20 protein-coding genes are annotated in these 21,664 nt (G+C 46.9%); 11 read left to right on the forward strand and 9 right to left on the reverse strand.

Annotated elements, in window-relative coordinates:
- Positions 1-19 precede the first annotated feature (19 nt).
- The gene (locus MKX59_RS06115) at positions 20-1,471 is read left to right on the forward strand and encodes an MFS transporter (RefSeq protein ID WP_023990137.1); all 1,452 of its coding nucleotides are present in this window, start codon (positions 20-22) and stop codon (positions 1,469-1,471) included.
- Between the two features lie 105 nt (positions 1,472-1,576).
- On the opposite strand, the gene MKX59_RS06120 is transcribed toward MKX59_RS06115, so the two are convergent.
- Positions 1,577-2,455, reverse strand: a complete 879-nt coding sequence (locus tag MKX59_RS06120; RefSeq protein ID WP_023990136.1) for an NAD-dependent epimerase/dehydratase family protein — start codon at positions 2,453-2,455, stop codon at positions 1,577-1,579.
- A gap of 264 nt (positions 2,456-2,719) precedes the next feature.
- Between MKX59_RS06120 and MKX59_RS06125 the strand changes: the two genes are divergently transcribed.
- Positions 2,720-3,118 (forward strand): alpha/beta fold hydrolase, encoded by a 399-nt coding sequence (locus MKX59_RS06125; RefSeq protein ID WP_235322323.1) that lies wholly within the window; start codon positions 2,720-2,722, stop codon positions 3,116-3,118.
- A gap of 45 nt (positions 3,119-3,163) precedes the next feature.
- Here MKX59_RS06125 and MKX59_RS06130 read toward each other — a convergent pair whose 3' ends face one another.
- The 3 genes from MKX59_RS06130 to MKX59_RS06140 all read right to left on the reverse strand — a co-directional run bounded on the left by MKX59_RS06130 (position 3,164) and on the right by MKX59_RS06140 (position 5,829).
- A complete protein-coding gene (locus MKX59_RS06130; RefSeq protein WP_023990134.1) occupies positions 3,164-3,904 on the reverse strand; it encodes a GTP pyrophosphokinase in 741 nt (246 codons plus the stop codon).
- 153 nt (positions 3,905-4,057) lie between these two features.
- Positions 4,058-4,867: a histidinol-phosphatase gene (locus MKX59_RS06135; protein ID WP_340857799.1), complete on the reverse strand. Its 810-nt coding sequence runs from the start codon at positions 4,865-4,867 to the stop codon at positions 4,058-4,060.
- Between the two features lie 59 nt (positions 4,868-4,926).
- Entirely contained in the window at positions 4,927-5,829 is a 903-nt protein-coding gene (locus MKX59_RS06140; RefSeq protein ID WP_340857800.1) for a LysR family transcriptional regulator, read from the reverse strand.
- Positions 5,830-6,258: 429 nt separating this feature from the next.
- Between MKX59_RS06140 and MKX59_RS06145 the strand changes: the two genes are divergently transcribed.
- The 5 genes from MKX59_RS06145 (at position 6,259) to MKX59_RS06165 (ending at position 11,041) form a co-directional block, all read left to right on the forward strand.
- A complete protein-coding gene (locus tag MKX59_RS06145; protein WP_023990131.1) occupies positions 6,259-6,717 on the forward strand; it encodes a chemotaxis protein CheX in 459 nt (152 codons plus the stop codon).
- 39 nt (positions 6,718-6,756) lie between these two features.
- The gene (locus MKX59_RS06150) at positions 6,757-7,536 is read left to right on the forward strand and encodes an SDR family NAD(P)-dependent oxidoreductase (protein ID WP_209940358.1); all 780 of its coding nucleotides are present in this window, start codon (positions 6,757-6,759) and stop codon (positions 7,534-7,536) included.
- A 122-nt stretch (positions 7,537-7,658) separates the two neighbouring features.
- Positions 7,659-9,050: a DEAD/DEAH box helicase gene (locus MKX59_RS06155; RefSeq protein ID WP_209940357.1), complete on the forward strand. Its 1,392-nt coding sequence runs from the start codon at positions 7,659-7,661 to the stop codon at positions 9,048-9,050.
- A gap of 18 nt (positions 9,051-9,068) precedes the next feature.
- Positions 9,069-9,815 (forward strand): ABC transporter ATP-binding protein, encoded by a 747-nt coding sequence (locus tag MKX59_RS06160; RefSeq protein ID WP_013311782.1) that lies wholly within the window; start codon positions 9,069-9,071, stop codon positions 9,813-9,815.
- Positions 9,816-9,817: 2 nt separating this feature from the next.
- On the forward strand, positions 9,818-11,041 hold the full coding sequence (locus MKX59_RS06165) for an ABC transporter permease (RefSeq protein WP_028541462.1): 1,224 nt from the start codon (positions 9,818-9,820) through the stop codon (positions 11,039-11,041).
- A 117-nt stretch (positions 11,042-11,158) separates the two neighbouring features.
- Here MKX59_RS06165 and MKX59_RS06170 read toward each other — a convergent pair whose 3' ends face one another.
- Positions 11,159-11,275 (reverse strand): hypothetical protein, encoded by a 117-nt coding sequence (locus MKX59_RS06170; protein ID WP_023990126.1) that lies wholly within the window; start codon positions 11,273-11,275, stop codon positions 11,159-11,161.
- A 206-nt stretch (positions 11,276-11,481) separates the two neighbouring features.
- On the opposite strand from MKX59_RS06170, the gene MKX59_RS06175 reads away from it, so the two are divergent.
- Positions 11,482-12,759, forward strand: a complete 1,278-nt coding sequence (locus MKX59_RS06175) for a sensor histidine kinase (protein WP_075154708.1) — start codon at positions 11,482-11,484, stop codon at positions 12,757-12,759.
- Positions 12,760-12,859: 100 nt separating this feature from the next.
- On the opposite strand, the gene MKX59_RS06180 is transcribed toward MKX59_RS06175, so the two are convergent.
- On the reverse strand, positions 12,860-14,158 hold the full coding sequence (locus tag MKX59_RS06180; RefSeq protein WP_053326034.1) for an aminotransferase class I/II-fold pyridoxal phosphate-dependent enzyme: 1,299 nt from the start codon (positions 14,156-14,158) through the stop codon (positions 12,860-12,862).
- A gap of 179 nt (positions 14,159-14,337) precedes the next feature.
- On the opposite strand from MKX59_RS06180, the gene MKX59_RS06185 reads away from it, so the two are divergent.
- Positions 14,338-15,123, forward strand: a complete 786-nt coding sequence (locus tag MKX59_RS06185) for an AraC family transcriptional regulator (protein ID WP_340857803.1) — start codon at positions 14,338-14,340, stop codon at positions 15,121-15,123.
- Positions 15,124-15,308: 185 nt separating this feature from the next.
- On the opposite strand, the gene asd is transcribed toward MKX59_RS06185, so the two are convergent.
- Together asd and MKX59_RS06195 are read right to left on the reverse strand one after the other, a co-directional pair.
- Complete coding sequence (asd, locus tag MKX59_RS06190) at positions 15,309-16,106, reverse strand: archaetidylserine decarboxylase (protein WP_075154707.1); 798 nt, start codon at positions 16,104-16,106, stop codon at positions 15,309-15,311.
- 88 nt (positions 16,107-16,194) lie between these two features.
- On the reverse strand, positions 16,195-17,322 hold the full coding sequence (locus MKX59_RS06195; RefSeq protein ID WP_023990121.1) for a YheC/YheD family endospore coat-associated protein: 1,128 nt from the start codon (positions 17,320-17,322) through the stop codon (positions 16,195-16,197).
- Positions 17,323-17,527: 205 nt separating this feature from the next.
- On the opposite strand from MKX59_RS06195, the gene MKX59_RS06200 reads away from it, so the two are divergent.
- Positions 17,528-18,691 carry a glycosyltransferase family 4 protein gene (locus MKX59_RS06200; protein WP_076159693.1) on the forward strand — a complete coding sequence of 388 codons (1,164 nt, stop codon included), beginning with the start codon at positions 17,528-17,530 and terminating at the stop codon, positions 18,689-18,691.
- Between the two features lie 113 nt (positions 18,692-18,804).
- A complete protein-coding gene (locus MKX59_RS06205; RefSeq protein WP_340857805.1) occupies positions 18,805-19,590 on the forward strand; it encodes a WIAG-tail domain in 786 nt (261 codons plus the stop codon).
- Between the two features lie 129 nt (positions 19,591-19,719).
- On the opposite strand, the gene MKX59_RS06210 is transcribed toward MKX59_RS06205, so the two are convergent.
- Complete coding sequence (locus tag MKX59_RS06210) at positions 19,720-21,519, reverse strand: M4 family metallopeptidase (RefSeq protein WP_068941809.1); 1,800 nt, start codon at positions 21,517-21,519, stop codon at positions 19,720-19,722.
- Positions 21,520-21,664: the final 145 nt, after the last annotated feature.

Below are 21,664 nucleotides of genomic sequence, written 5' to 3' on the forward strand. Positions count from 1 at the left end.
ATAGGTTGGAGGAACTACAATGAAAGATCAATTTGCCATAGCCATGACTAATCCTCAAGCAGTACAGCAGGTAGATTCGCGTCGCTGGTACGCATTAGCTCTTATTTTACTTCCTACTTTATTAATTTCACTGAACAACTATATGATGCAGGTTGCCCTTCCGATGATGCAGGCGGACCTGCATGCCAGTTTTTCCGAGGCACAGCTCATATTTACGGGATATTCTCTGGGATTGGCTGTGGCCTTGATATTGGGCGGCAAACTTGGAGATATGTATGGTAGAAGACGCATGTTATGTATCGGGGTGTTGGGGTTTACATTGATGGCTCTGTTAGGGGGGATCGTATCGCAGCCTACGTTAATCATTATGATTCGTGTGCTTCAAGGGATATCAGCTGCCATGATTCAACCCCAGGTTCTATCTATCATGCAAAGCAGCTTTCTTCCCAAAGAGAAGGGACTGGTATTTGCAATTTACGGAGCTATCATTGGGGTTGGATTTACACTTGGTTTAATTCTGGGTGGATTTTTGGTAGACTGGAACCTTTTCGGCCTGGGCTGGCGCATCATTTTCTTTTTTAATGTCCCCTTTGGGCTGTTAGTGTTACTCTTTTGTCCTATTATTACGGAATCCTATGGCAGATCCGTGCCGAATATGGATTGGAGTGGGGCTTTTCTGTTGCTTCTTGGTTTATTGCTGTTTGTCTATCCGTTGACAACCGGGCAAAAGCAGGGCTGGGCTTTATGGACATGGGGGTGTCTGCTGTTGTCCATTCTGGTTTTGGTTGCTTTTATAGTTACGCAGATGGGAAAAGAAAAGAGGGAAGGCTCGCCTTTTATTCGTCTATCTATATTTAGAAAGAGTTCATTCGGCGCAGGGATATTGACGGTAATTGTCATCTATCTTAGTATGTTTTCGTTCTTCTTTATTTTAAATTATTATGTACAATCCGGTTTGAAATACAATGTTCGATCCACAAGTATGGTCTTTTTGCCGCTTGGTGTTGGCTTTTTTCTCACCTCATTATGGTCGTCCAGGCTAGTAAAGAAGTGGGGGAGCAAGGTGTTGAAATCAGGTATGCTAATCATGGGGATTTGTAGCTTTCTGCTCATTGGATCGTTACATCTAGATGCAATCCATTTATGTCATATTCAAAATATCATGATACTAGGTGTATATGGTCTGGGTCTCGGGATGGCCACAACGCCACTGGCCCATGTCGTCCTTGGTGCTGTATCGGCTGAAGAGGCAGGAACGGGTTCAGGCTTGTTTACGACCTTTATGTACTTGGCTAATTCGTTGGGAGTCGCTCTGATCGGTATCTTGTTCTCTTCCTTGCTCCATCACACGCTTTCAGAAGCTAATCTGTCAGATTATATCAGAGCATTCTCTATTTCTGTGGCAGTGAGTGGAGTTCTTGCCTTGGCTGGACTCAATTGCATTTCATTTTGTTACAAAGATGAAACATAACTGCAAAGTTACTTTAACATAGAGTGGGTACAACATAGATATGACCCCCTTTGAATTATATATATTGCTGGGACCCGAAGCTTCGGGTCCTCTTTTTTTATGATTTTAGGAACGGTTCAGGCTGGTTATCAGCTCTGGAAGCCATTCATTTAGGGAGAGAAATGAGTACCCCTCTGACTGGGCTTTGGACGTATCCATGTACCACGATTGTGTAATACCAAATGGAGACATGTGCTCGTCTGCTGTTTTTTCTTTCACCACAGCTTGTTTTCCCGTTGCCTGCTCAATGATCGAAATGATCTCTCCAATTCTCACTGTACCGTCGGAACAAGCATTTACAGGACCTGTTAAATAAGTGTGACCGAGCCAAAGCAGAAAATCTGCGGCTTCATCGGAACGAATAAATGAGATTTGTGCTGCGGAATTAGGTACTCCGATTTCTCTTCCTTCACGAACATGTTCGATATGAAAATGAAGCCTTTTCGTATAATCATCTGTTCCCAATACAATCGGAAAACGAACAGCGACTACAGGGAATGTAGCTTGTTGCATAAAAACTGCTTCTGCCTGCCGTTTAGCCTCCTGATATGTAAAATCGTCTTTCCCGCCCTTGCGAACCGGGTAAGTTTGAGGATCAAAGATGCTCTCTGTCAGCACTTCCGGGCTCGAATCATAGACGGATAGGCTGGAGGTCACAATATACCTCTTGGCTTTAGCATCAAAAATGCGGCAGGCTTCGCTGGCTTCATCTGGAGAAAAGCAAATATTATCATAAACAACATCCCACACTTGCTCACCTACCGCCTCTGCGAGCGCTTGCCGGTCGGTACGGTCTGCACAGATCCGCTGAACGCGGTCACCGAACGAATCGCTTGTTTGGCCTCGTGTGAGGATGGTAACGGAGTTCTCGGAACTCTCCAGCAGACGTTCCACCAGTCTCTTGCCAAAAAAGCGCGTTCCTCCCAATACAAGTACCTTTCTCATACTTTATCACTCCTTCGGAATGGTTTTCATAGATCAGGATTTTGCAAAATTCGATTCCAGTCGCTTATTGTTTTTTTTGCAAAATCCTCAGATATTAAGGTAGACGAAATAATGACTGTAAAGGGTACAGAGCGAATGAAAAGAGCTTAACATACTTTGATGAAGTGCTCTTAGTGCGGAGCCATTTTGCAATCTATCATATACTTAGTTTATTTACATAGTTCATCTAACAATTAAGTAAAAAGAGGAGGATCATAGGCTGTAGTGGAGTCGCATGTCCTGTGGGGGCAGATGAATTTGAACCGGAGTGGCTCATCAAAAAACGAACGTTATGAAATGATCCATCAAATGATGGAACGGCATGAGGAGGCACATCAGGGGAATTGGCAAGAGTTTATGCGACAGAGCGCACAGGATTGGCGCCAATATCCGCAATTGGCACGTAACGAGCTAAGCAGCATTACGTGCCCTGCATTATTTATCGCGGGTGAACATGATGATTTTGCCACCGAAGAGCAGCTTCTGGAATTATGCTTATGGGTCCAAGACTCACGTTATCTAATTGCTCTGGGTTGTAGTCATCGACCGCACATGCTTAGAGAGAAGCCGATCTTAATCAATGATTCTATTCTTTCATTTTTGAACAAGCATGCAATCCGTTGATCATAAGATCAAATCATTCGCATAGCGGTGGAGCACCGCCTAATCTTACTCTCCTAGAAGCTTCAAGAAATTGGCTGGCACCGTAATTTGCTGATTATTAATCATAATCTTCCGAAGCTCCTCTATGGAGTCCTCTTCACCTCTAGCGTCTTTAATTTCCTTGATCTCACGATGTAGACGCTCCATTTGGAGATCTAGCGCATTAGCGGAATCTGCTGCGTTCTTTAATTCACGTGTCAGACTTTCGGGCACAGACTGGTTGTACTTATAAAAGATTTTATGCTCCAGGCTGGCCCAGAAATCCATCGCAATGGTTCGAATTTGCACCTCTACGCAGACTAGCTCTTCACAATCCGACATGAATACAGGAACTTGAACCAGCAAATGCAGGCTCTGGTAACCGTTCGGCTTGGGGTTCTTGATGTAATCCTTAATTTCCAGCACCTTCAAGTCACTTTGTCTCTGAAGCATGTTACTGACATCATAAATGTCAGAAATAAAAGAGCAAGTAATACGTAAGCCGGCGATATCCTTAATATGATTTTTGACAGCATCCAGGGATAACTCGCTATTTTTACGAAGCATTTTGTTCATGATGCTCTCAGGAGATTTAAGGCGTGATTTGGTATGCTCAATAGGGCTGTAATCGTGCAATGCTTGAAATTCCTGTTTTAATATTTCAATCTTGGTTTCCATTTCGTCCAGCGCAAATTTATAGATTAGCATAAATCGCGTGATGTCATGCTTTAGCTTTTTGATCTTGTCCATAGGATCTTCCAAGTGCATATGTAATTCTCCTCACACATAGATGTCATAATCTTGCTAAGCGTTCGCCTTTGCAATGGAATTATCACCTTATAAATTACAATCCCCAACAATCCCATTGCAGTAGCGATCGTAAGCTTAAATGATTTTGAGCGGTAATTCCCACCTTAAATTTTAAAGCGCCACAGGAATTTTACGTTTTTCTTTAAAATAGACCCATTCCCGGAAGCCGATATCCTTCAGCAGTGCCTTTACTTCTTCCCAGTCATCGCCTACCCGCGAAGGCTTATGGGCATCCGAACCAAAAGTAACCTCCACACCAAAATGGTGCGCTCTTTCTAAAATAGAAGCAGACGGGTACCATCCGCCACTTAGCTTGGTTTTACCCGAAGTGTTAATTTCAATCGCCACATTGGATTCCGCAATTACCCGCAAGGTTTCATCAATGGCTGTATCGGCAGGAATGTCTGAAAAGGCAGGGAAATTCCCCTTCATTGCGTCAATATGACCCAAAATCTGAAACATGCCACTTCGCGCAGATTCCTGAATGAGCGCATAGTAGGCTTGTTTGACCTCAATTTTACGAGCGTCGCTTAATTTGTTCCAACGGTTACGGTTAAAAATGCTGTCCCCTTCGACATTGTGAATCGACCCAATGAGGTAATCAAATGGATAAGGAGCCAGAGTGGAACGATATAATTCAGCGAAATCAGGAAAATAATCCGTTTCCAATCCGAGGAGCACGTCAATACGGCCTTCGTATTCCTTTTTGAGCTGTTGTACCTCTTCTACGTATTCAGCAAGCTGTGACTTAGCCATATAAATTTTAGGAAAAGCCTGATCCTGTTCGCTACATAGAAAGGGGGAATGATCCGAAATGCCAATAGCTTGTAAGCCAGATTGAATACCTGCTTCAATATAATCCCGAATGTTGCCGTCTGCATGACCGCAGCGGAAATGATGGGTGTGCAGATCAAATTTCATAGCCTGTCTTCCTTTCGTAACCAAGTTTATATTGCGTATGTTGTTCATAGTGAATTACGTTATTCAGAACTGGTAAAATTCGTCTCCGGCATCCCCTTCAGATCGCTTAAAAATTGCTGCATGGCTGAGTTTAAATACCGGCCGGATTTATAAATCACCCCTACCGGGTGGCTAACTTCCAATTCGGTAATGTGAATCATTTTTAATGTGCCAGCACGCAGTTCCGAAGTGACCGACAGTCTGGAAATAATGGCAGCACCGAGATTAATTTCGACCATCCGTTTGACTTCCTCACTGCTGGACAACTCGATCACGACATGAGGTACGATTTGGTGCTTTTTAAATACATCGTCCACGAATTTTCGTCCCACCGTATCGGGAGAGAGCAGAATAAGCGGAATTTCCCGAAGGGCTTCAATGGTAGCATGTGGTTGTGAGGCCAGCGGATGAGTAGGAGACACGACTAGTTCGAAGGAATCGTAATACAGAACCGAAGTGCTTAAATTGGGATTACGTTCGATCAGATAGCCGATGCCAACATCAATAAGTCCGTTCTCCACCTGCTGATAAATCATTGAGGAAGCCATGGATTGAATGGAGGTTTTGATGAGAGGGAACTGATCCTGAAAGTAGGAAAGCACGCGCGGTAAAATTTGAATAGCGATGGATGTTGTGGTACCCAGCGCAATGTGACCCTGCGGTGTTTCGTTTAGATCGTACAATTTTTGTCTTAATTCCTCAACAACCTCCAATATGCGCTCGGCGTGTTCCAAAAAAACAGCTCCCCGGTCGGTCAGGGTGACGGGCTGATTGCGGTCAATCAGAATGGTTTTGAACTCATCCTCTAGACTTTTAATTTGGGCGGACACCGCCGGCTGCGTCAAATTGAGAAGTTCTCCGGCTTTGCGGAAGCTCATTGTTTTGGAAATCATGATAAGTGTTTCAAGTTGACTGATGTTCATGAAGTTCCTCCTCTCTTTTCTTAATCTTGTCGCAGCTGTATAGAATGAATATTTTTAGCCAATCCATAGGTTCATATGTAAAACCGTCGTTATGCTTTATTTCATTAAATTATAGGTTATTCGAGCAGGAAGGGCAATGAATCGAAGCAGAGCACCTTAAAGTGTGGTATATTGGGAAATAAAGACTAAAGTCCTGATATCCTTCAAAAATAATCAGTCTAAAACCGGTAAGAAGCAAAGATATAGGACATTATTCACATTTTTTGTGGTTTAGCTATAAAAAATTACCGGGCAGCTGTCGATAAGTGATAGAGAGAGCATTTTGTTGAGGATCGATGCGTTTTACAGTAATATTTAATTAAAAAATTCTAATTTAAATGGGACTTTTGTTGTATGTCTAAAAGCCCATCGTAAAGGGGCGCTTTGATCGTGAAGGCAGAAGTGATAAATCCTTTTTTGGAGTCGGCGCGACGGGTCATTGAACAATTGATCCAAGTATCTCCTTCACCCGGAAATCTTGGTGTGAAAAATGTCGAGCTGGTGGACGACCACATCTGGATTATGATCGGGATGACCGGACAGCTTAGCGGAAATATTGTGTTCGGCCTGAATGAACAGGTGGCGCTACGTATGGTATCAGCGATGATGGGCGGATTTGTGTTGACTGAAATTGATGAGATGGGAAAAAGCGCAATTTCAGAATTGGGCAATATGATTAGTGGTAATGCCAGTACGATTTTGTCCAATCAGGGAATTGTCGTGGATATTACGCCTCCGCAGGTCATGAAATCAGAAAACTTGACCACTTTTGTGCCTCAGCGTGCCCTTTATATTCCGCTCACAGTGGAAGGAATCGGTGAGCTGGATATTCAGGTGATGATCTCTTAATATTAAAGGAGCAAGTTTCTTTAATGTGGAGGGATGACCGTGAGTATACTACGGGACAAGATAGTTGTGATTACAGGTGCATCTAGTGGAATTGGCGCCCTTTGTGCTCAGTTGTTAAGCGAAAAGGGCGCGATTCCTATTTTAACAGCACGCTCCCAAGAGCGACTGAAGCAAGTATCTGCGGGAATCAGCGGCAGGCATGAGCTTATCCAACTGGACGTCACCCGCCAGGAGCAGGTAGAGGCTGTTGCTGCACGAGTATTGGAACAGTACGGACGGGTCGATATATTGCTTAACAATGCGGGCTACGGAAAGTTTGAGTATTTTAATGAAACCGACCTGACGGAGTTTGAACAAATGATGGACGTGAACTACATGGGTGTTGTTCGCTGCATCAAGGCGTTTCTGCCGCAAATGACAGAGCGGGGCCATGGACAGATTGTCAATGTAGCATCGATGGCCGGGAAAATCGGGACAGCCAAATCGTCCTCTTACACGGCGACGAAGCATGCGTTGCTTGGTTTCAGCAATGCGCTCAGGCAAGAGCTGCGCGGGAGTGGAGTGACTGTAACGACGATTAACCCGGGGCCGATCGACACACCGTTTTTTGAGCTGGCAGATCCTTCAGGAGGATATGTTCGAAATGTAAGCTGGTTTATGCTACAACCTGATAAGGTAGCACGGCATATCGTGAGAGCGATGGAGCTTGGCAAAGAGGAGGTTAATCTGCCACGGTGGGTATCTCCTTTTCTCAAGCTGTATCAGTTAGCTCCCAGACTAACCGATAGGCTGGGTCATGGTGTGATGAATAAGAAATAAAAGATGTCCCGTAAGCCATTAGCTATGGTGAGGGACATCTTTTATTTTTGTGATTTGGTAACAGGGCTATTTTCGCATATAATGGAGAGTAACGAATTTACGTATAGGGGTTGGACCTTTTCATGACATTGAATTTTGAATCGCTCGGCGTTGAACAAGATCTGTTGGACAAACTGACTGAGCATGAAATTACACAGCCTTCGCCAGTTCAGGCAGAGGCTATACCGGAAATAATGAAGGGAAAGCATGTTTTGGCGCGTTCACAAACTGGCACAGGCAAGACACTGGCTTATTTGTTGCCGCTGTTGCAAGCGATTGATCCACAGAAAAAGGCTACGCAAAAGCTGATACTAGCTCCAAGCCAGGAACTGGCCATGCAAATTGTACGTGAGGGTCAGCGCTACGGAGAGCATCGTGGAATCCGTGTACTCGGTCTGATTGGTGGGGCGGCTATCAAACGTCAAATCGAAAAGCTCAAGGATCATCCACAGCTTGTCGTGGGCACACCAGGACGTGTACGGGAACTCATCGCTTCGAAAAAGTTGAAAATGCACAATATTACAGCCATTGTTATTGATGAGGTGGATCAGATGTTCCAGCTCGGCGGAGCAGGCGATGTAACAAACATATTGGGCACCGCCCAACGTGATCGTCAATTGGTATTCCTGTCCGCAACGCTGAACGATGAGATTCAGTCGCTGGCGAAACGAGAGATGCGTGAATATGTAGAAATTGGGATTGATCCCGACCAGAAGACGGCCAGTGGACTGGAACACTATTACTTTGTATCTGAAGAACGGGATAAGGTGGATATGCTGCGCCGTCTGGTGCGTCATTTTAATCCAAGAAAAGCGCTGGTGTTCGTGAATACAACCAATGCCATCGGGGAGATTGAAGCCAAGCTCAAGCATATGGGGCTGACTACGGCATCCTTGTATGGAGATGCGGATAAAGTCACGCGTAGCAACGTGTTGGCCCGATTCCGCGAGGACAAGCTCAAAGTGCTGGTCGCTTCGGATGTGGCAGCCCGTGGTCTGGATATTGAGGGCCTTGAAATGGTCATTCATTTTGACCCGGCTACGGATAGTCAAGCTTATGTTCACCGTGCAGGACGGACAGGACGGATGGGACGCAAAGGATTGGTGGCGTCGGTTGTCACCGACCGTGAAACGTTCATCATGCGTAAGTTCTCCCGTGAACTGGGCATTGAGATCGCAGAGCGTGCGTTGCACGGAGGTCGAGTAGTTGTGCCGCGTCCGGCGGATGCCAAGCGTGCACCTGTAAGACCATCCGAGGCCAGATCCATGTCTGACGGAGCACAGACGGAAAACCGTAAGGCACCTGTTCGTACCGAAAACGGACGTCTTGGCAGGAATTCCGCGAACGGTTCAGCTCCAGGCAAGAGCAAAGGAGCAGCCTTGTCCAAAGCAGGAAAAGCACAGCGTGAGCGTGATCGCAAAAACAAGGGTGCACCAAGATGGCTGAAGGAAAAAGGATCAAAACCGAACGAGTAAGGGAGAAGAGGGGGAGCCATGGAACAACAGCCTGTGTTGCAAATTAACGGACTGACCGGCGGATATAGCGCCAAGCGCCCGGTGCTGCATCAGATTTCGCTGGATGTGAAACCGGGCGAAATGGTAGGATTGATCGGTCTGAACGGGGCCGGGAAAAGTACGACCATGAAGCATATTTTGGGCCTGATGACACCGCAGGCCGGAGAAATTCGTGTGCAGGGTCATAAGCAGGATGAAAATCCCGAGGAGTATCAGGGAGCCATTGCTTTTGTACCTGAATCTCCAGAGCTGTATCCTGAAATGACGGTGATGGAGCATATGGAATTCACGGCCAGAGCGTACGGAGTTAGCGAAGCAGATTTCCGCACACGCAGTGATCAAATGCTGGACTTGTTCCGTATGCGGGATAAAAGTGGAAGTATGTCGATGCACCTGTCTAAAGGGATGCGCCAGAAAGTGATGATTATGTGCGCATTTTTAGCGGGACCGCCGTTGTATGTCATAGATGAGCCTTTTTTGGGTTTGGACCCGCTTGGTATTCGTTCCCTGCTTGACTTTATGTTAGAGATGAAGCGTTCGGGTTCGTCCATTCTGCTCAGTTCTCATATTTTGTCCACGATTGAAAATTATTGCGATCGTTTCATTGTACTTCATCAGGGTGCCATCATTGCACAGGGTACGCTGGACGAAGTGACAGCACAGGCGGGTAAGCCGGGCATGCCGCTGGAAGATGCATTTTATGAGCTGGTACAGGGCAGGGAATGAGCATGGATTTGCAACGTTTGCATAAAGAAAGACGTGTAGCGTTCTGGGGACAGGTGCTGCCCTATCTGGGCTATGTCATTCAGAGCGGTCTGGCGGTGGTCTTCGGCTTTGCACTGATTGCCTTTGCCGCATGGTACACGTCGCTGCTGATGCATACTCCACCGGATTTGCCCATCCGCTGGATCATGCTTATTGTGGCTATTCCGATTGCTCATGCGAGCTTTCGTACGTATTTAAACGCGGCGGATATTGTTTTCCTCCGTCCACAGGAGCACGCGATGCACGATTATTTTAAGGCCAGCCGGATTCGGGGTGTGGTGTATAAAATATTCGGTTTGCTATTGCTGTCTATTATCGTGTGGCCGCTGTATATTCGCAGTGATACCGCGCCTAAGCCGCTGCTACTGACCCTGCTACTGTTCGTGCTGTTAAAGCTGCTATTCAGCTACGGCGGCTGGCAAGAGCTTCGCATGGTATCGATTGGCGGGAGTGTAGGCTATCGTCTGCTTCGGTGGGTGTTGGCTGTGCTGATGGTAGCCGCATGGCTATGGCAGCCTCCACTACACAGCGTGCCATTTATCATATTGGTCGGTGTGGTGTACGTGCTTGTTCTGCGTTTTCCGGTCAAGCTGCTAGTGGCTTGGGAAAAGCTGATTCGCACAGAGGGTATGCAGGCTGCTCGGGTGATGCGCACTTTGGGCTGGTTTGTCGATGTGCCCGCCCTTACGCAGAGAGTGACGCCACGTCGTTGGCTGTCCTGGTTGGGAGGTAACATACCTTGGAACAGAAGGGGAGCGTATCGTTACCTGCTGTTTAAGACATTCCTGCGTACAGAGCCAGCAGGTATTGTCATTCGGCTTGGAATTCTGGGGTTGTTAATTATATATATCACCCATGCTAGCTGGATTGGGATTGCAGTATATTTATTTTTCATATTCCTCATTGGTGTACAGGTCACTTCACTAAGGCAGTATCACAAGGATTCGTTATGGCTTCAGTTATATCCGATTCCTGCGCATAGTCGTCGTGCGTCTTTTCTCGACTTTGTTGTTCGGTTGACGTTGCCGGCTGCTGTGGTTCTGTGGCTTCCTTTTCTGGCAAAAGGAAAGGAAGATCTACTGTCTACACTGCTCACGCTGCTTGGGGGAGTTGCAGTAGTGTTCCTGTTACGAGGCGCTCAAGCCAAAAAATGGCGTTTGGACGGTCAGGATGAAGAAGAAGTGTAATGTGTATCTATGTGAATAAAGTAAAGGCTAATTCGCAAGCAGCAAGAGCTGTCTGCGAATTAGCCTTTTTTTGTATGCTCACTGCTATCGTAGCTGTGGGTGCAGATAATCGTCTGCTTATATGAAGATCGTTTTGCTGATGATAACTAATAAAATGAACAGTACCAGAATTGTTCCTGTGCTTGTAAATGCGCCGTAACCACCGTAACCGCCTCTTGTTTCTTCTGCTCCCATGCTCATTCTCCTCTCGGTCATTGTGATAAAGGATACATCGTATCTTATGAAGTGGATTTTCAGATTGCGTGGGCCAATGCTCAGTTGTGTTGCCGAATCGCCTTATATTTTTCATCAGATGTAGGGGAGGAGAGAGGAAAAGGCACGTATTATCGAGAATAGAAGAAGTACGTAGTCATTATCACTTGGAAAGTGGGAAAGACGAGATGCTGGTAGATAAGCTGCTCGTGAACATATTTCTTGTGTTTGTACCATTATTAGTATATAGCTCTTTGTCAGATCATCGGCATATGAAACATACCCCGTTGCTTATGGGAGGGGTGCTGGGTGTGTCTTCTGTGCTTTGCCTTATGTTTTCGTACATCTGGTATGGATTATATTGGGATCTTCGATATGTTCCTCTGATCCTTTCTGTTTTATATTTTGGTCCTAAGGCAGGACTTCTAAATATAACGCTGATGGTGATGGCTCGTATGTATATAGGTCCTGAGTCTATTGTGGTAGGATTTCCCAGTATGATGTTGTGTTATTTGGGCCCTCTCTTGGTGAGAAAGAAGTTTATGCAGCTCAATAGTATGTTGCTTCGGGTGGGCATGAATATGCTAATGAGTATATGGACCAATATTGCCATGCTTATAATTCTGTTAATACATTCCTGGGCCAATGGCAGGCTGGATAAGGATGAGATCGAGCTGATCCGGGCAATACTCTGGTTCGGTATGATTCAATTCCTAAGCATTGGAGCCTCCTCTTTCTGGATGGAGTTTAGTTTGGAACGGGAAGAAATGAGAAGGAAGGTTAAATATGCTGAGCATCTGAATACGTTAGGTGAACTGGCTGCCTCTATGGCTCATGAAGTACGGAATCCGTTGACTGTTGTTAAAGGGTTCCTGCAAATGGTTCAGTCAGGGCTAGAAGGGAAAAATCGCAGATATATTGCTTTGGCACTAGCAGAGGTCGATAGGGCTGAAAGAATTATTAGCGACTATCTGAACTTATCCAGACCGCAGATTGGGAACACAGAGCTGATGGATCTGTCTGGCATGGTTCAACAAATTGTTTTGCTTTTGAAACCGATGGCGACCAAGCAAGGCGTAAGACTGTATACTGAGCTAAGGAATGAAATATACGTACATATGGATCGTAATCAGCTGTTACAGGCGTTAATACATGTGACGAAAAATGCGATCGAAGCTGCGGATGATGGAGGCAGGGTATACATAAAGCTGGCGATTCAGGAAGAGAAGGCATGTCTGCATATTAGGGATACGGGAAAAGGCATGAGTCAGGAGCACCTGGAGCGAGTGGGTACTTTGTTTTTTTCAACCAAAGAGGTAGGAACAGGACTGGGAACGGTCGTCTCCTTTCGAATCATTGAAGCCATGAACGGAAGTATACACTATGAGAGTGAGCCCGGAGTCGGAACTGAGGTAGTCATCCTGCTGCCACTCGCACAGAAATCTTTGCTCGCTGCTGAAGGATAGTTTGTTTCGAAGTGTGATTCACAATGGTTCAGCCCATTAAAAAGCGGTATGCGCAACATCTGGCATACCGCTAATGATGCTATATTTAATCTGTTACATATTAGGTGTTCAACAAATCTTGTGCGCCACGGTAAACAATGTCATACAGGTCTTCCAGATACTCTTCCTCGATACATGAGAATGCGATTCGGAGATCATATTCACCCAGCGCAATTGTTCCTACCCCATATTGTTCCAGCAAATGTGTGCGCAGTCGTTCAGCGGACAAGCCGTTCAGCTTGAGGCACATAAAATAACCCGAATTGAAAGGATAGTAGCTCCATACATCTCCGTATTTTCCACTATCGAGCAACGCTTTGACTTTGTTAGCCCGTCCCTTCATAATCTGGAACTTTTCTTTCTTCTGTTGTTCAAAGTCAGTTGACTTGAGGGCATCCAGGACGAAGGTTTGAGATGGGTGAGGACCGCTCGAAATCGTTGCCCGAATAATCCCTAATGTTTTTTGTTCCAGTGCGCTCAGTACATCCTGATGTTCCGAAGCAAAGGTAATAAATCCGACACGGAAGCCCCAAACGAATTCTTCCTTGGTAGCTCCGTCAATTTTGACTGGTAGAATTCTCGGATGAAGTCCAGCTAACTGACCGAATAGTGATTCATGCAGGGAGTCCTCGAAGAACAGACCAAAATAAGCGTCATCCGTCACAACTACGACATTGATGCCTGCTTCCGCGGCTTCCTGGATGGCAGCAACAATCGCTTTACCCTCTTCCACTCCCGGTGTGTAGCCTGTCGGGTTATTCGGGAAGTTCAGCACAACGATCGCTTTGCCGTATTCTTTCTGTGCCAGTAGCGCGTCGCGTAATCCTTCACTATTAAAACGTTGATCCTCTGTGAACAACGGGAAATTCACCAAACGTCCATGACGGCGAATACCGAAAGTCAGCTCATAGTTTTCCCAGTTTTTGTCTGGGTAAATGACAGCATCCCCTTCATCCGTGAACAGGTCGGCAACGATGCTCAAACCGTGGGTCAGCGCGTTCGTAACTACGGGAAGGCCGTAACTTTTTCCAGCCAACGAAGGGTTTTCCTTCAGCATTTTGTCACGCCATACACTACGAAGCTCAGGTTTGCCCGCAGGGGGAGCGTAAGGGTATAAATCCTTGGGATTGTAAGCGGACAACTTCTCCTGAATGACCTCCAAATGCATAGGACCATTGCCTTCTGTAGCAATGCCAATCGTGGCGTTGTACTTTTTAGCAAGCTTCCCTGCTTCTGCGGATTGACTCAAAATCCCTTCTTTTGGGAAATAAATTTCTTTCCCTAAAAGAGAAAGCATTTGATATACATGCTCGTTGCCTGTCTGAATGTTTTGGTTTAACTGCGCTGCCAGTGGATTCATTCCCGTTTCATCCTTCCAAGTCATTTTGATTACATATTATAGCATTACACACGGTAAGCGTCACGCAAAAGCCTCTGGAACATAAAAGCGCATTTTTTTGCTTAATGACGGCGCTGAGCTTATATTATAAATTAACGGGATAAAGGACAACCAAAGATGAACAAAAGGAGGTGCAGATTTTGCTGGATACATCTGCGTCATCGTTTATCCTGTTGTCGGCCTTCGCCAAAATTGTGTGTGAGCCGGGCTGGAAGTGGCAGGTACGCGAGAAGCCGATGCCAAACTATGATTTATTTTATGTATGGAGCGGAGAAGGAACAGTGATCTTAAACGGGACGTTGTATCCGGTAAGCAAGGGGAGTTGCTTCCTGTTCAAGCCGGGGGATGATACCCGTGCCACGCATAACCCGCAAAAGCCGCTCATACTTACCTATATTCATTTTGATCTTATCGAACAGCCAAAGCTTATCCCTGCAAGCTACCGTATGCTGGAGGAAACGTTCGAGGTAGAGCATATGCTTGCCAGATACGTTCGACTACGTCTGGAGCGTGCTTACGGAGCTGACGAGGAAGGCAAGCTGATCCTGAAACAACTGATGATTCATCTGCTGCGTGCGGACCGCAAGGAGCCTCAGGAGCAACAAGCCAGTAACCAGCTCACCGAGGTCATTCGGGAAACGGCCAACTATGTGCGTCAGCATCCGGGACTTCCTCATCGCGTCGAGGATTTGGCTGCACGGGCGGGGCTGTCACCGCGTTATTTTTCGATTAAATTCAAGGAGCTGCTGGGTGTGTCCGCGCAATCTCATATTATCAGTATGCGGATTGAGCGTGCACAGCATCTATTACTACATGCCGGAATGAATGTGACCGAGGTGGCAGAGGCTCTGGGGTATCGTGACATCTTTTTTTTCAGCCGCCAATTCAAGCAGTATACGGGGAAAAGTCCGTCTGAGATCCGGTAATGCTATGGACGGTGGACAAGCTGTTTCGGATTTAGGCGTAATGGGATTAACGAATAACGAATATAAAGGATAAATTCCAAAAAGGACCCGAGCAGTTACGCCGGGTCCTTTTTTTATGAGCAATTTAGCATCATCCGATCCCGATGCTCATATGTGTAGCTATAATACGGTTACGGTAAATTCACTTATGCTTTGGGATCATGTCGAAAGCAACCCAGACGTTGTCCCATTTTCACCGCATCCCCCGGCTTCAATGCGGGGTCTGGATCAAACGTGCCGTTTTCAGTTAGCAAAACGACAGTTGATCCAAATTCGAAATAGGCGAGATCGTCTCCTTTTATCCATGAGACGGCTTTATCATCCGTATATTTGATGCTACTCACATTCATTGCGCCAACCTTGACGACCGCCACCTCACCATATTCATGGGCAATGTACGTAATCTGTCGTTCATTGCGGCTAAGAACTGCTCGCATATGTTGCAAGCCGAAGTCATTCACTGGGTATACCTTGCCGCGCAGATGTTCTTTTTCTACCAGCGTACCGGATACTGGTGCATGAATGCGATGATAATCCGTCGGGCTGAGATAGAGTACAAAAGCATAGCCGTGTGTGTATTTTTCAAGACGCGGAGAGCGGTTAAGAAGCTCTTCCAGCGTATAGTCCTGCCCTTTGACATCCAAAAGAGTGCCGGACGTAATTGGGCCAGTGAAAGTAATCCGTGCATCCACCGGACTGGTCATCACCTCGGCGTTCGTATCAATCGGGCGCATGCCCGCTTTTAATTTGCGTGTAAAATAGGCGTTTAGGGAACGGTATTCCTTCCATTCCTGTTCCGCCTCATGCGTCTGGATCTGGTACGTACGTATAAAGGTGGGGATAAAAAGTCGGCTTGCACCGCTTTGCGCGAAGGAGCCTACAATCCGGCACACCCATTTGCGCGATGATAGCTCCGTCATGAGCCGCAGCCACTGTTTTGCCATTACAGATCCCCCTTGTTCATTTCCGAGCCGTCTTGGCCGGAACCTGTCCGGCCGCTCTGAACTATATTGACACAGAATGTGACGTAAATCAATACAGTGGACGGCCTGGTGAACGTTCGGTGTCTGACGAAGGCATCCGTTCGAGAAGCCAACGAGCGTAAGCCATCGGCTGAGTGTATGTTTCTTTCCAGACATTGTGCATGCCCGCCTGGCTGAAGCCATAGCGCTGATCACGACCGTTGCATTCGATAAAAACAATCTTGCCCTCATGGGTAATTCCCAGATCCAGACCGACGTCGGCGAGACGGGGAAGGGTTTGTGCCAGTCGGTGCACGATTTGTAACGAGAGTCGCTCCAATTCATTCATCAGCCGGACTGCGTTCGAAGTCTGAACCGTCTCGGTTTGTGATAATACCTCCAGTAAAGAACGGGCCGTACCGCCCTGTGCAACATTGGAAACGAAGGTGTGGGAAGGAGCAATTTTAGCATACATGCCTGTCACACCCCAGATACCGCCATATCCGCGCTGAACTGACACACGGACATCAAACGGACGATTATTGTTCAAAGCAAGCGGTATGGTTTCCTGTACGATATGAGGCACATGCAGCAGTCGTTTGTGTAGAAATAATGGGAGTTCCCCAACATTCAAACGTAGTGTGGACCAACGCTCAGGTATAGCCGGATGAGCACATTGCAAAGTCCAGCCTCCGCGGGAATGCCGCAGACGCATAATTCCTCTACCTACGCTACCGCTACTGGGTTTAATTACAACATCTCCGGTTTCCTCCATCAAGGTATGGATGGAGGAAAGGTTGCCTTGCAATGTTTTGGGGAGGTGGATGCGTAGCAAAGGGTCTTCTTGCAGAATTGCATGTATATGGTCTTTGTGGAAACGGTTTTGTTCATTAAAAATATAGAATCCCTTTTGTACAAGCTTGTTGATATCGCTAGCATTTTCATTTTGCCGATAGAGAGTCCGATTGTGGATGACCGGCGGCAACGGAAGAGTCATCTGCCGATACTCGTTGCCGTGTTTAACAAAAGCCCGGCATGTTCCGGTTGCTATATGAATATCCTCCAGACGAAGAAAGCAGGGGATGAGCTCGTAGCTTAACCCGGCGTCCTCGTAATTGGCGATAGATTCATATCGCGTCCTCATGGCGGGAATGCCCCGGTAGGTTGCCGGGTTGAGCATGACGCCGACATGCAACATGAGTATGTCCGCCCTCCTTGTAGTCACTCCAACTGATCATACTGTGATTCTAGTCCATCATATGTATCAAAGATCGGCCAGGCATGGACGCTAGCCTTGCGGTAAGCCCAAAGTTAGAAGCGAGGCACCTTTCAGGGAGGCGGACGATATGATACAAGATGATTGTTGAAGAGTGTTGGAATAGGGTCAGAAAGTAGGTGAGGTGATGCAGAGGCCGAAGGTAGCAGTCGTTACACCGGGCTCCTTTGTTATACCTTCGCCCCGCAGCAGTTCTGTGGAGCGGGTAATTGCCCACATGGTACCGCTGGCTAGTCATGAGCTCCAAGCGCAGATCTATGGCATAAAGGGAGCAGAGGCACCTGATCATGGCGATGTCGACGGAATTCCCTGCATGCGTTATAAGCGGGGAGCAGGTTATATTTCTGAGGTGATTGCTGATTTAAAGAGATGGTTACCAGCGGTAGTAGATGTACACAACCGTCCGGCAGTTGCGTATGCAATTCGCGAGGCTTTACCCGATAGTCGGGTTGTGCTGACTTTGCATTCGACCACGTTCATCCGGGAGCCCCACCTCAAACGGGAGGAGATGGGTAGGCTGCTGGCATCGATGGATCGCATTATCGTGAACAGTGCGTATTTGGGGGCAATCGTAGCTTCTGACTGTCCCGACGCGGTCAGGGAACGCATCGTCATAAACAAGCTGGGTATCCATCCCGGTGATTTCCTACCAAGGTGGACTCCTGCAGCAGAAGCGGCCAGATCGGCGCGATTGGACGATTTCGGCTGGTCAGGCCGTCAAATCGTGTTATTCGCGGGCAGACTGATGCCAGGAAAGGGCGTTCACCGACTGCTCAAGGCCCTGCGGCATGTCGTCCGCGCCTGCCCGGACATACTGCTGCTCATTGCAGGTAGTGCCTATTACGGGCATGACCGCCTCACGCCGTACACGGCGTCGTTGCATCGGCAGATGCGTAAACTAAGGTTGGGGAAGCATGTGCAATTCCTCGACTATGTTCCACATCCAGCATTGGCCTCGCTATATCAGCTAGCTGATGTGACCGTTGTTCCTTCAGTGAAGGATGAGGCCTTCGGGCTGGTCAATCTGGAAGCCATGGCGGCAGGAGTGCCTGTGGTCGCTTCACGAATCGGCGGTATTCCGGAGGTTGTACAACACGGCGAGACAGGCTGGCTTGTGTATCCGTCTCACGGTGAGCAGGAAATGGCCGATGTCATCATCAGGCTACTCCAGCAACCTGGCTTGCGACGACGGATGGGAGAAGCCGGACTTGGCGAGGTACGAAGACGATTTTTATGGCAGCACTCAGCACAACGCTGGACACAAATCATAACGGACTGCGCAACGGAGTGACGTAGGCGCTGTTACGCGCATAGGCTATCTTATAGGCATTAGCCATGATTTCCAGCCGGGTGAATGAAGCGGGGCGACCGCTGGTTCACTCCTGTGCCAAAGGAGCGATCACCATGAACCATCGTACGAACCATAGCCCTAAGGATAAAAGAACAGCGCGGCGTAACCTTCCCAATGCGGTTCCCTCACCCCGTGTTAACAAGGAGAAAGCGGCTTCGACTTCCGGCAGTCATAGACCGAGCCAACGTGGGATGGAAACGGTCCCTGCCCCTGCCCCCGTAGAGAAGGATACCTCGGTTCAAGCTATAGAGGAAGCGGCATGGAAGAAGCATAAGCTTCCCAAAACGCTAGAGGAAGCGATGCAGATGAATCGAGCATCTGTACTGCTGTTGTCTGTGCCTGAGTCAGATACGGAATACAGGACGGATAACGACATACCGTCTATTACGACGGAAGATCAGGCAGAGCAAGATTCGCTACTGGATTGTTCCATAACCAGTATTCACATTGCGGAAGGAAGACACCGCCCAAAGCAACGCGTGGTCTTGCCTGAGCAAGATATCGATCCAGCTTTCGATACGGAGAAAGAATTAGACTTGAATGCCATTCACGACGAATCAGCGACCAGTGACGAGGCTTCTGACGATCATATAGCTTCATCTCAATATGGGAGCATTTCTTTTCACCTCCCCGCACGAGCGGATAGGGGCGAAGTGAGCGTTATATTTGAGAAGCCTTTTATAGATACACTATATGTAATCACTGCCAGTGCGAGTATACCGGGAGTGCTGGTATCCGTCACACAACGTCAGAGGTATTCAGCAGTACTTACTGTGGAACGCATACACTCAGGTCCGATATGTGAAGGGTTGGTCCTTTGGATCGCGATGGGGCAATAATAAGAAGCCAGGAATATAAGTTGCCAATAATCAACTTCATACTAGAAAAAGGCGTCCCACAGTGGGACGCCGTATACATAAGAGGGAAGGGGGAAAACTTGTAATATCGGGGAAGTTTGTATTTATTACTTATCTCACACCTACAGCGTCAAAAGACTTAATAGCAGAGGTTACGGCTATTGAATTTTCACCATAACTATCTTTGGCCGCTTGGATAACAGCGGCACGCGCGGTGGAGAAGTTAGACGTGGAAGTCAGATAATTGGTGAAGGCATTATAATAAATATATACGGCTGCATCACGTCCGATTCCATCTACCTTGACACCATGGAAGGTGCCTCCTTGTGCCAGTAGATAGTAGGCTTTATTAATAATGCCACTATTAATATGGGCTCCACCATAATCCTCGTTGTTAGGATCAGGATAGAGATTGCTGTAGTGATCGACTTGACCGTATTTGACAGGATCGGAAAGGGAGCGAATGGCGTCGCCCTTAATATTAGGGGTATAAGCGACTTTGCCGAAGTCCCAATTGGTACGCTCAATGTCGTTGCCTATAATATCTGAGATGGCTTCACTTAATGCACCAGATTCAGCGAAATACACGAGCCCTGATGAATGCTCGGTCACACCGTGTGTCAGCTCATGGGCAACAATTTCAAGGTCGCTGCTGAAAGGAGCAAATAACGTGCCGTCTCCGTCTCCGTAAAGCATATGAGTGCCGCCCCAGTGGGCATTATTGTAGTTCTTTGCGCCGTAATGGACTGCCGAAGCGATGGCCATGCCATGCCCGTCAATGCTGTCGCGTCCAAATCTATCCTTGTAATAATCGTAAGTGCGGATAGCGTAAGCGTGGGCATCCACCGCAGCCGGATCTTCCCATACGTTATCTGAATCTGTATACAGGGTGCCGGGGAGCGTCTCGGTGTTGTGGACGTTATAAGTTAGGATTCCTTTACCACGAGTCGTATCCTTTAGTTGATACTTCTTGCCCGAAGCTGTTGTTTCAAATGTTTTGGTGTCACCGAATACACCGCGCCCTGTGCCGATCACTTCGTTAAGGATGTCATACTTGAATACAATTTTTCCATTATTAGCGTCAATAAAGTAACGTGTGCGCAGCAGAGTGGGTTGTAAAGTATTAACTTCGGTTACATAGACTAGACGTGTTGAGTCTCCATCGGGATAGATGTACAGTTCTGCTTTAGGGTCCACGCTTGGTTCCAGATTGGCAATTTTGGGGATAGAGGATGCAGGCGCTACCGCTTCCAATTTACTGTTCTCCAGTTCAGCTGCTTTATCCAAATCCAAGGAGTCCTTTTCAAGAGAGATTGATAATTCATTGTTAGATGCTTTTTCGTAAGTGTCTTTACTTACACTACTTGTATCCTCGTAAGGTTCAGGAACGATTTGGACGGAGGAAGAGAGAGATTGAACCCGTATAGCTGCATCTTCATATGCGGTATATACAGCCTCAGTAGCACTGATTTTTGGAGTTGTATTTTCTTTAGCATCGGCTTGTTGATCTTCTGAAATGACCGCTCCCAAATAAGAGGTGATTTGACCAGACTTGTTTACATGGATGGTCTGTTCGGCTCCAAATACGGGAATTCCGTCTACGTATTGTTTTAACCGATAATGCTTTGTACCAAATTTGTCACTGGTACGATCCACGATACGAAATTGCTCGCGCACATGGGAACCGATGTGGGTATTGTCCAGACTCAATAATGTTTTTTGTTGTCGATTTAAAAAGCTCCAGACCAGATTGTCGCCTGTTACCGTTGAAGGGGACTTCCAGTTCACCGTTTGGAATGTTGGCGTAAACTGAGTCGGATCGGGAACAGAATTTTCAGCTGCGGAGGCCCCCGGCGCTATAGATCCTAATAACATAGCCCCTCCAAGAAGTGAAACCCATACTTTTTTCAATTCATACTCACTCTCCCTAATTAATATTGGGGTGAAAAACACCCTGTTTGCAGAAGCTATTCGTCATATATGTAAGTCTTGTTGCTCCTTTGAAACGTGAAGAGGATTGAAAAAAATTACCTTATGTAAAATATTAAGGTTTATT

The sequence above is a fragment of the Paenibacillus sp. FSL R7-0340 genome (assembly GCF_038002205.1).
Lineage (GTDB): Bacteria > Bacillota > Bacilli > Paenibacillales > Paenibacillaceae > Paenibacillus > Paenibacillus polymyxa_B.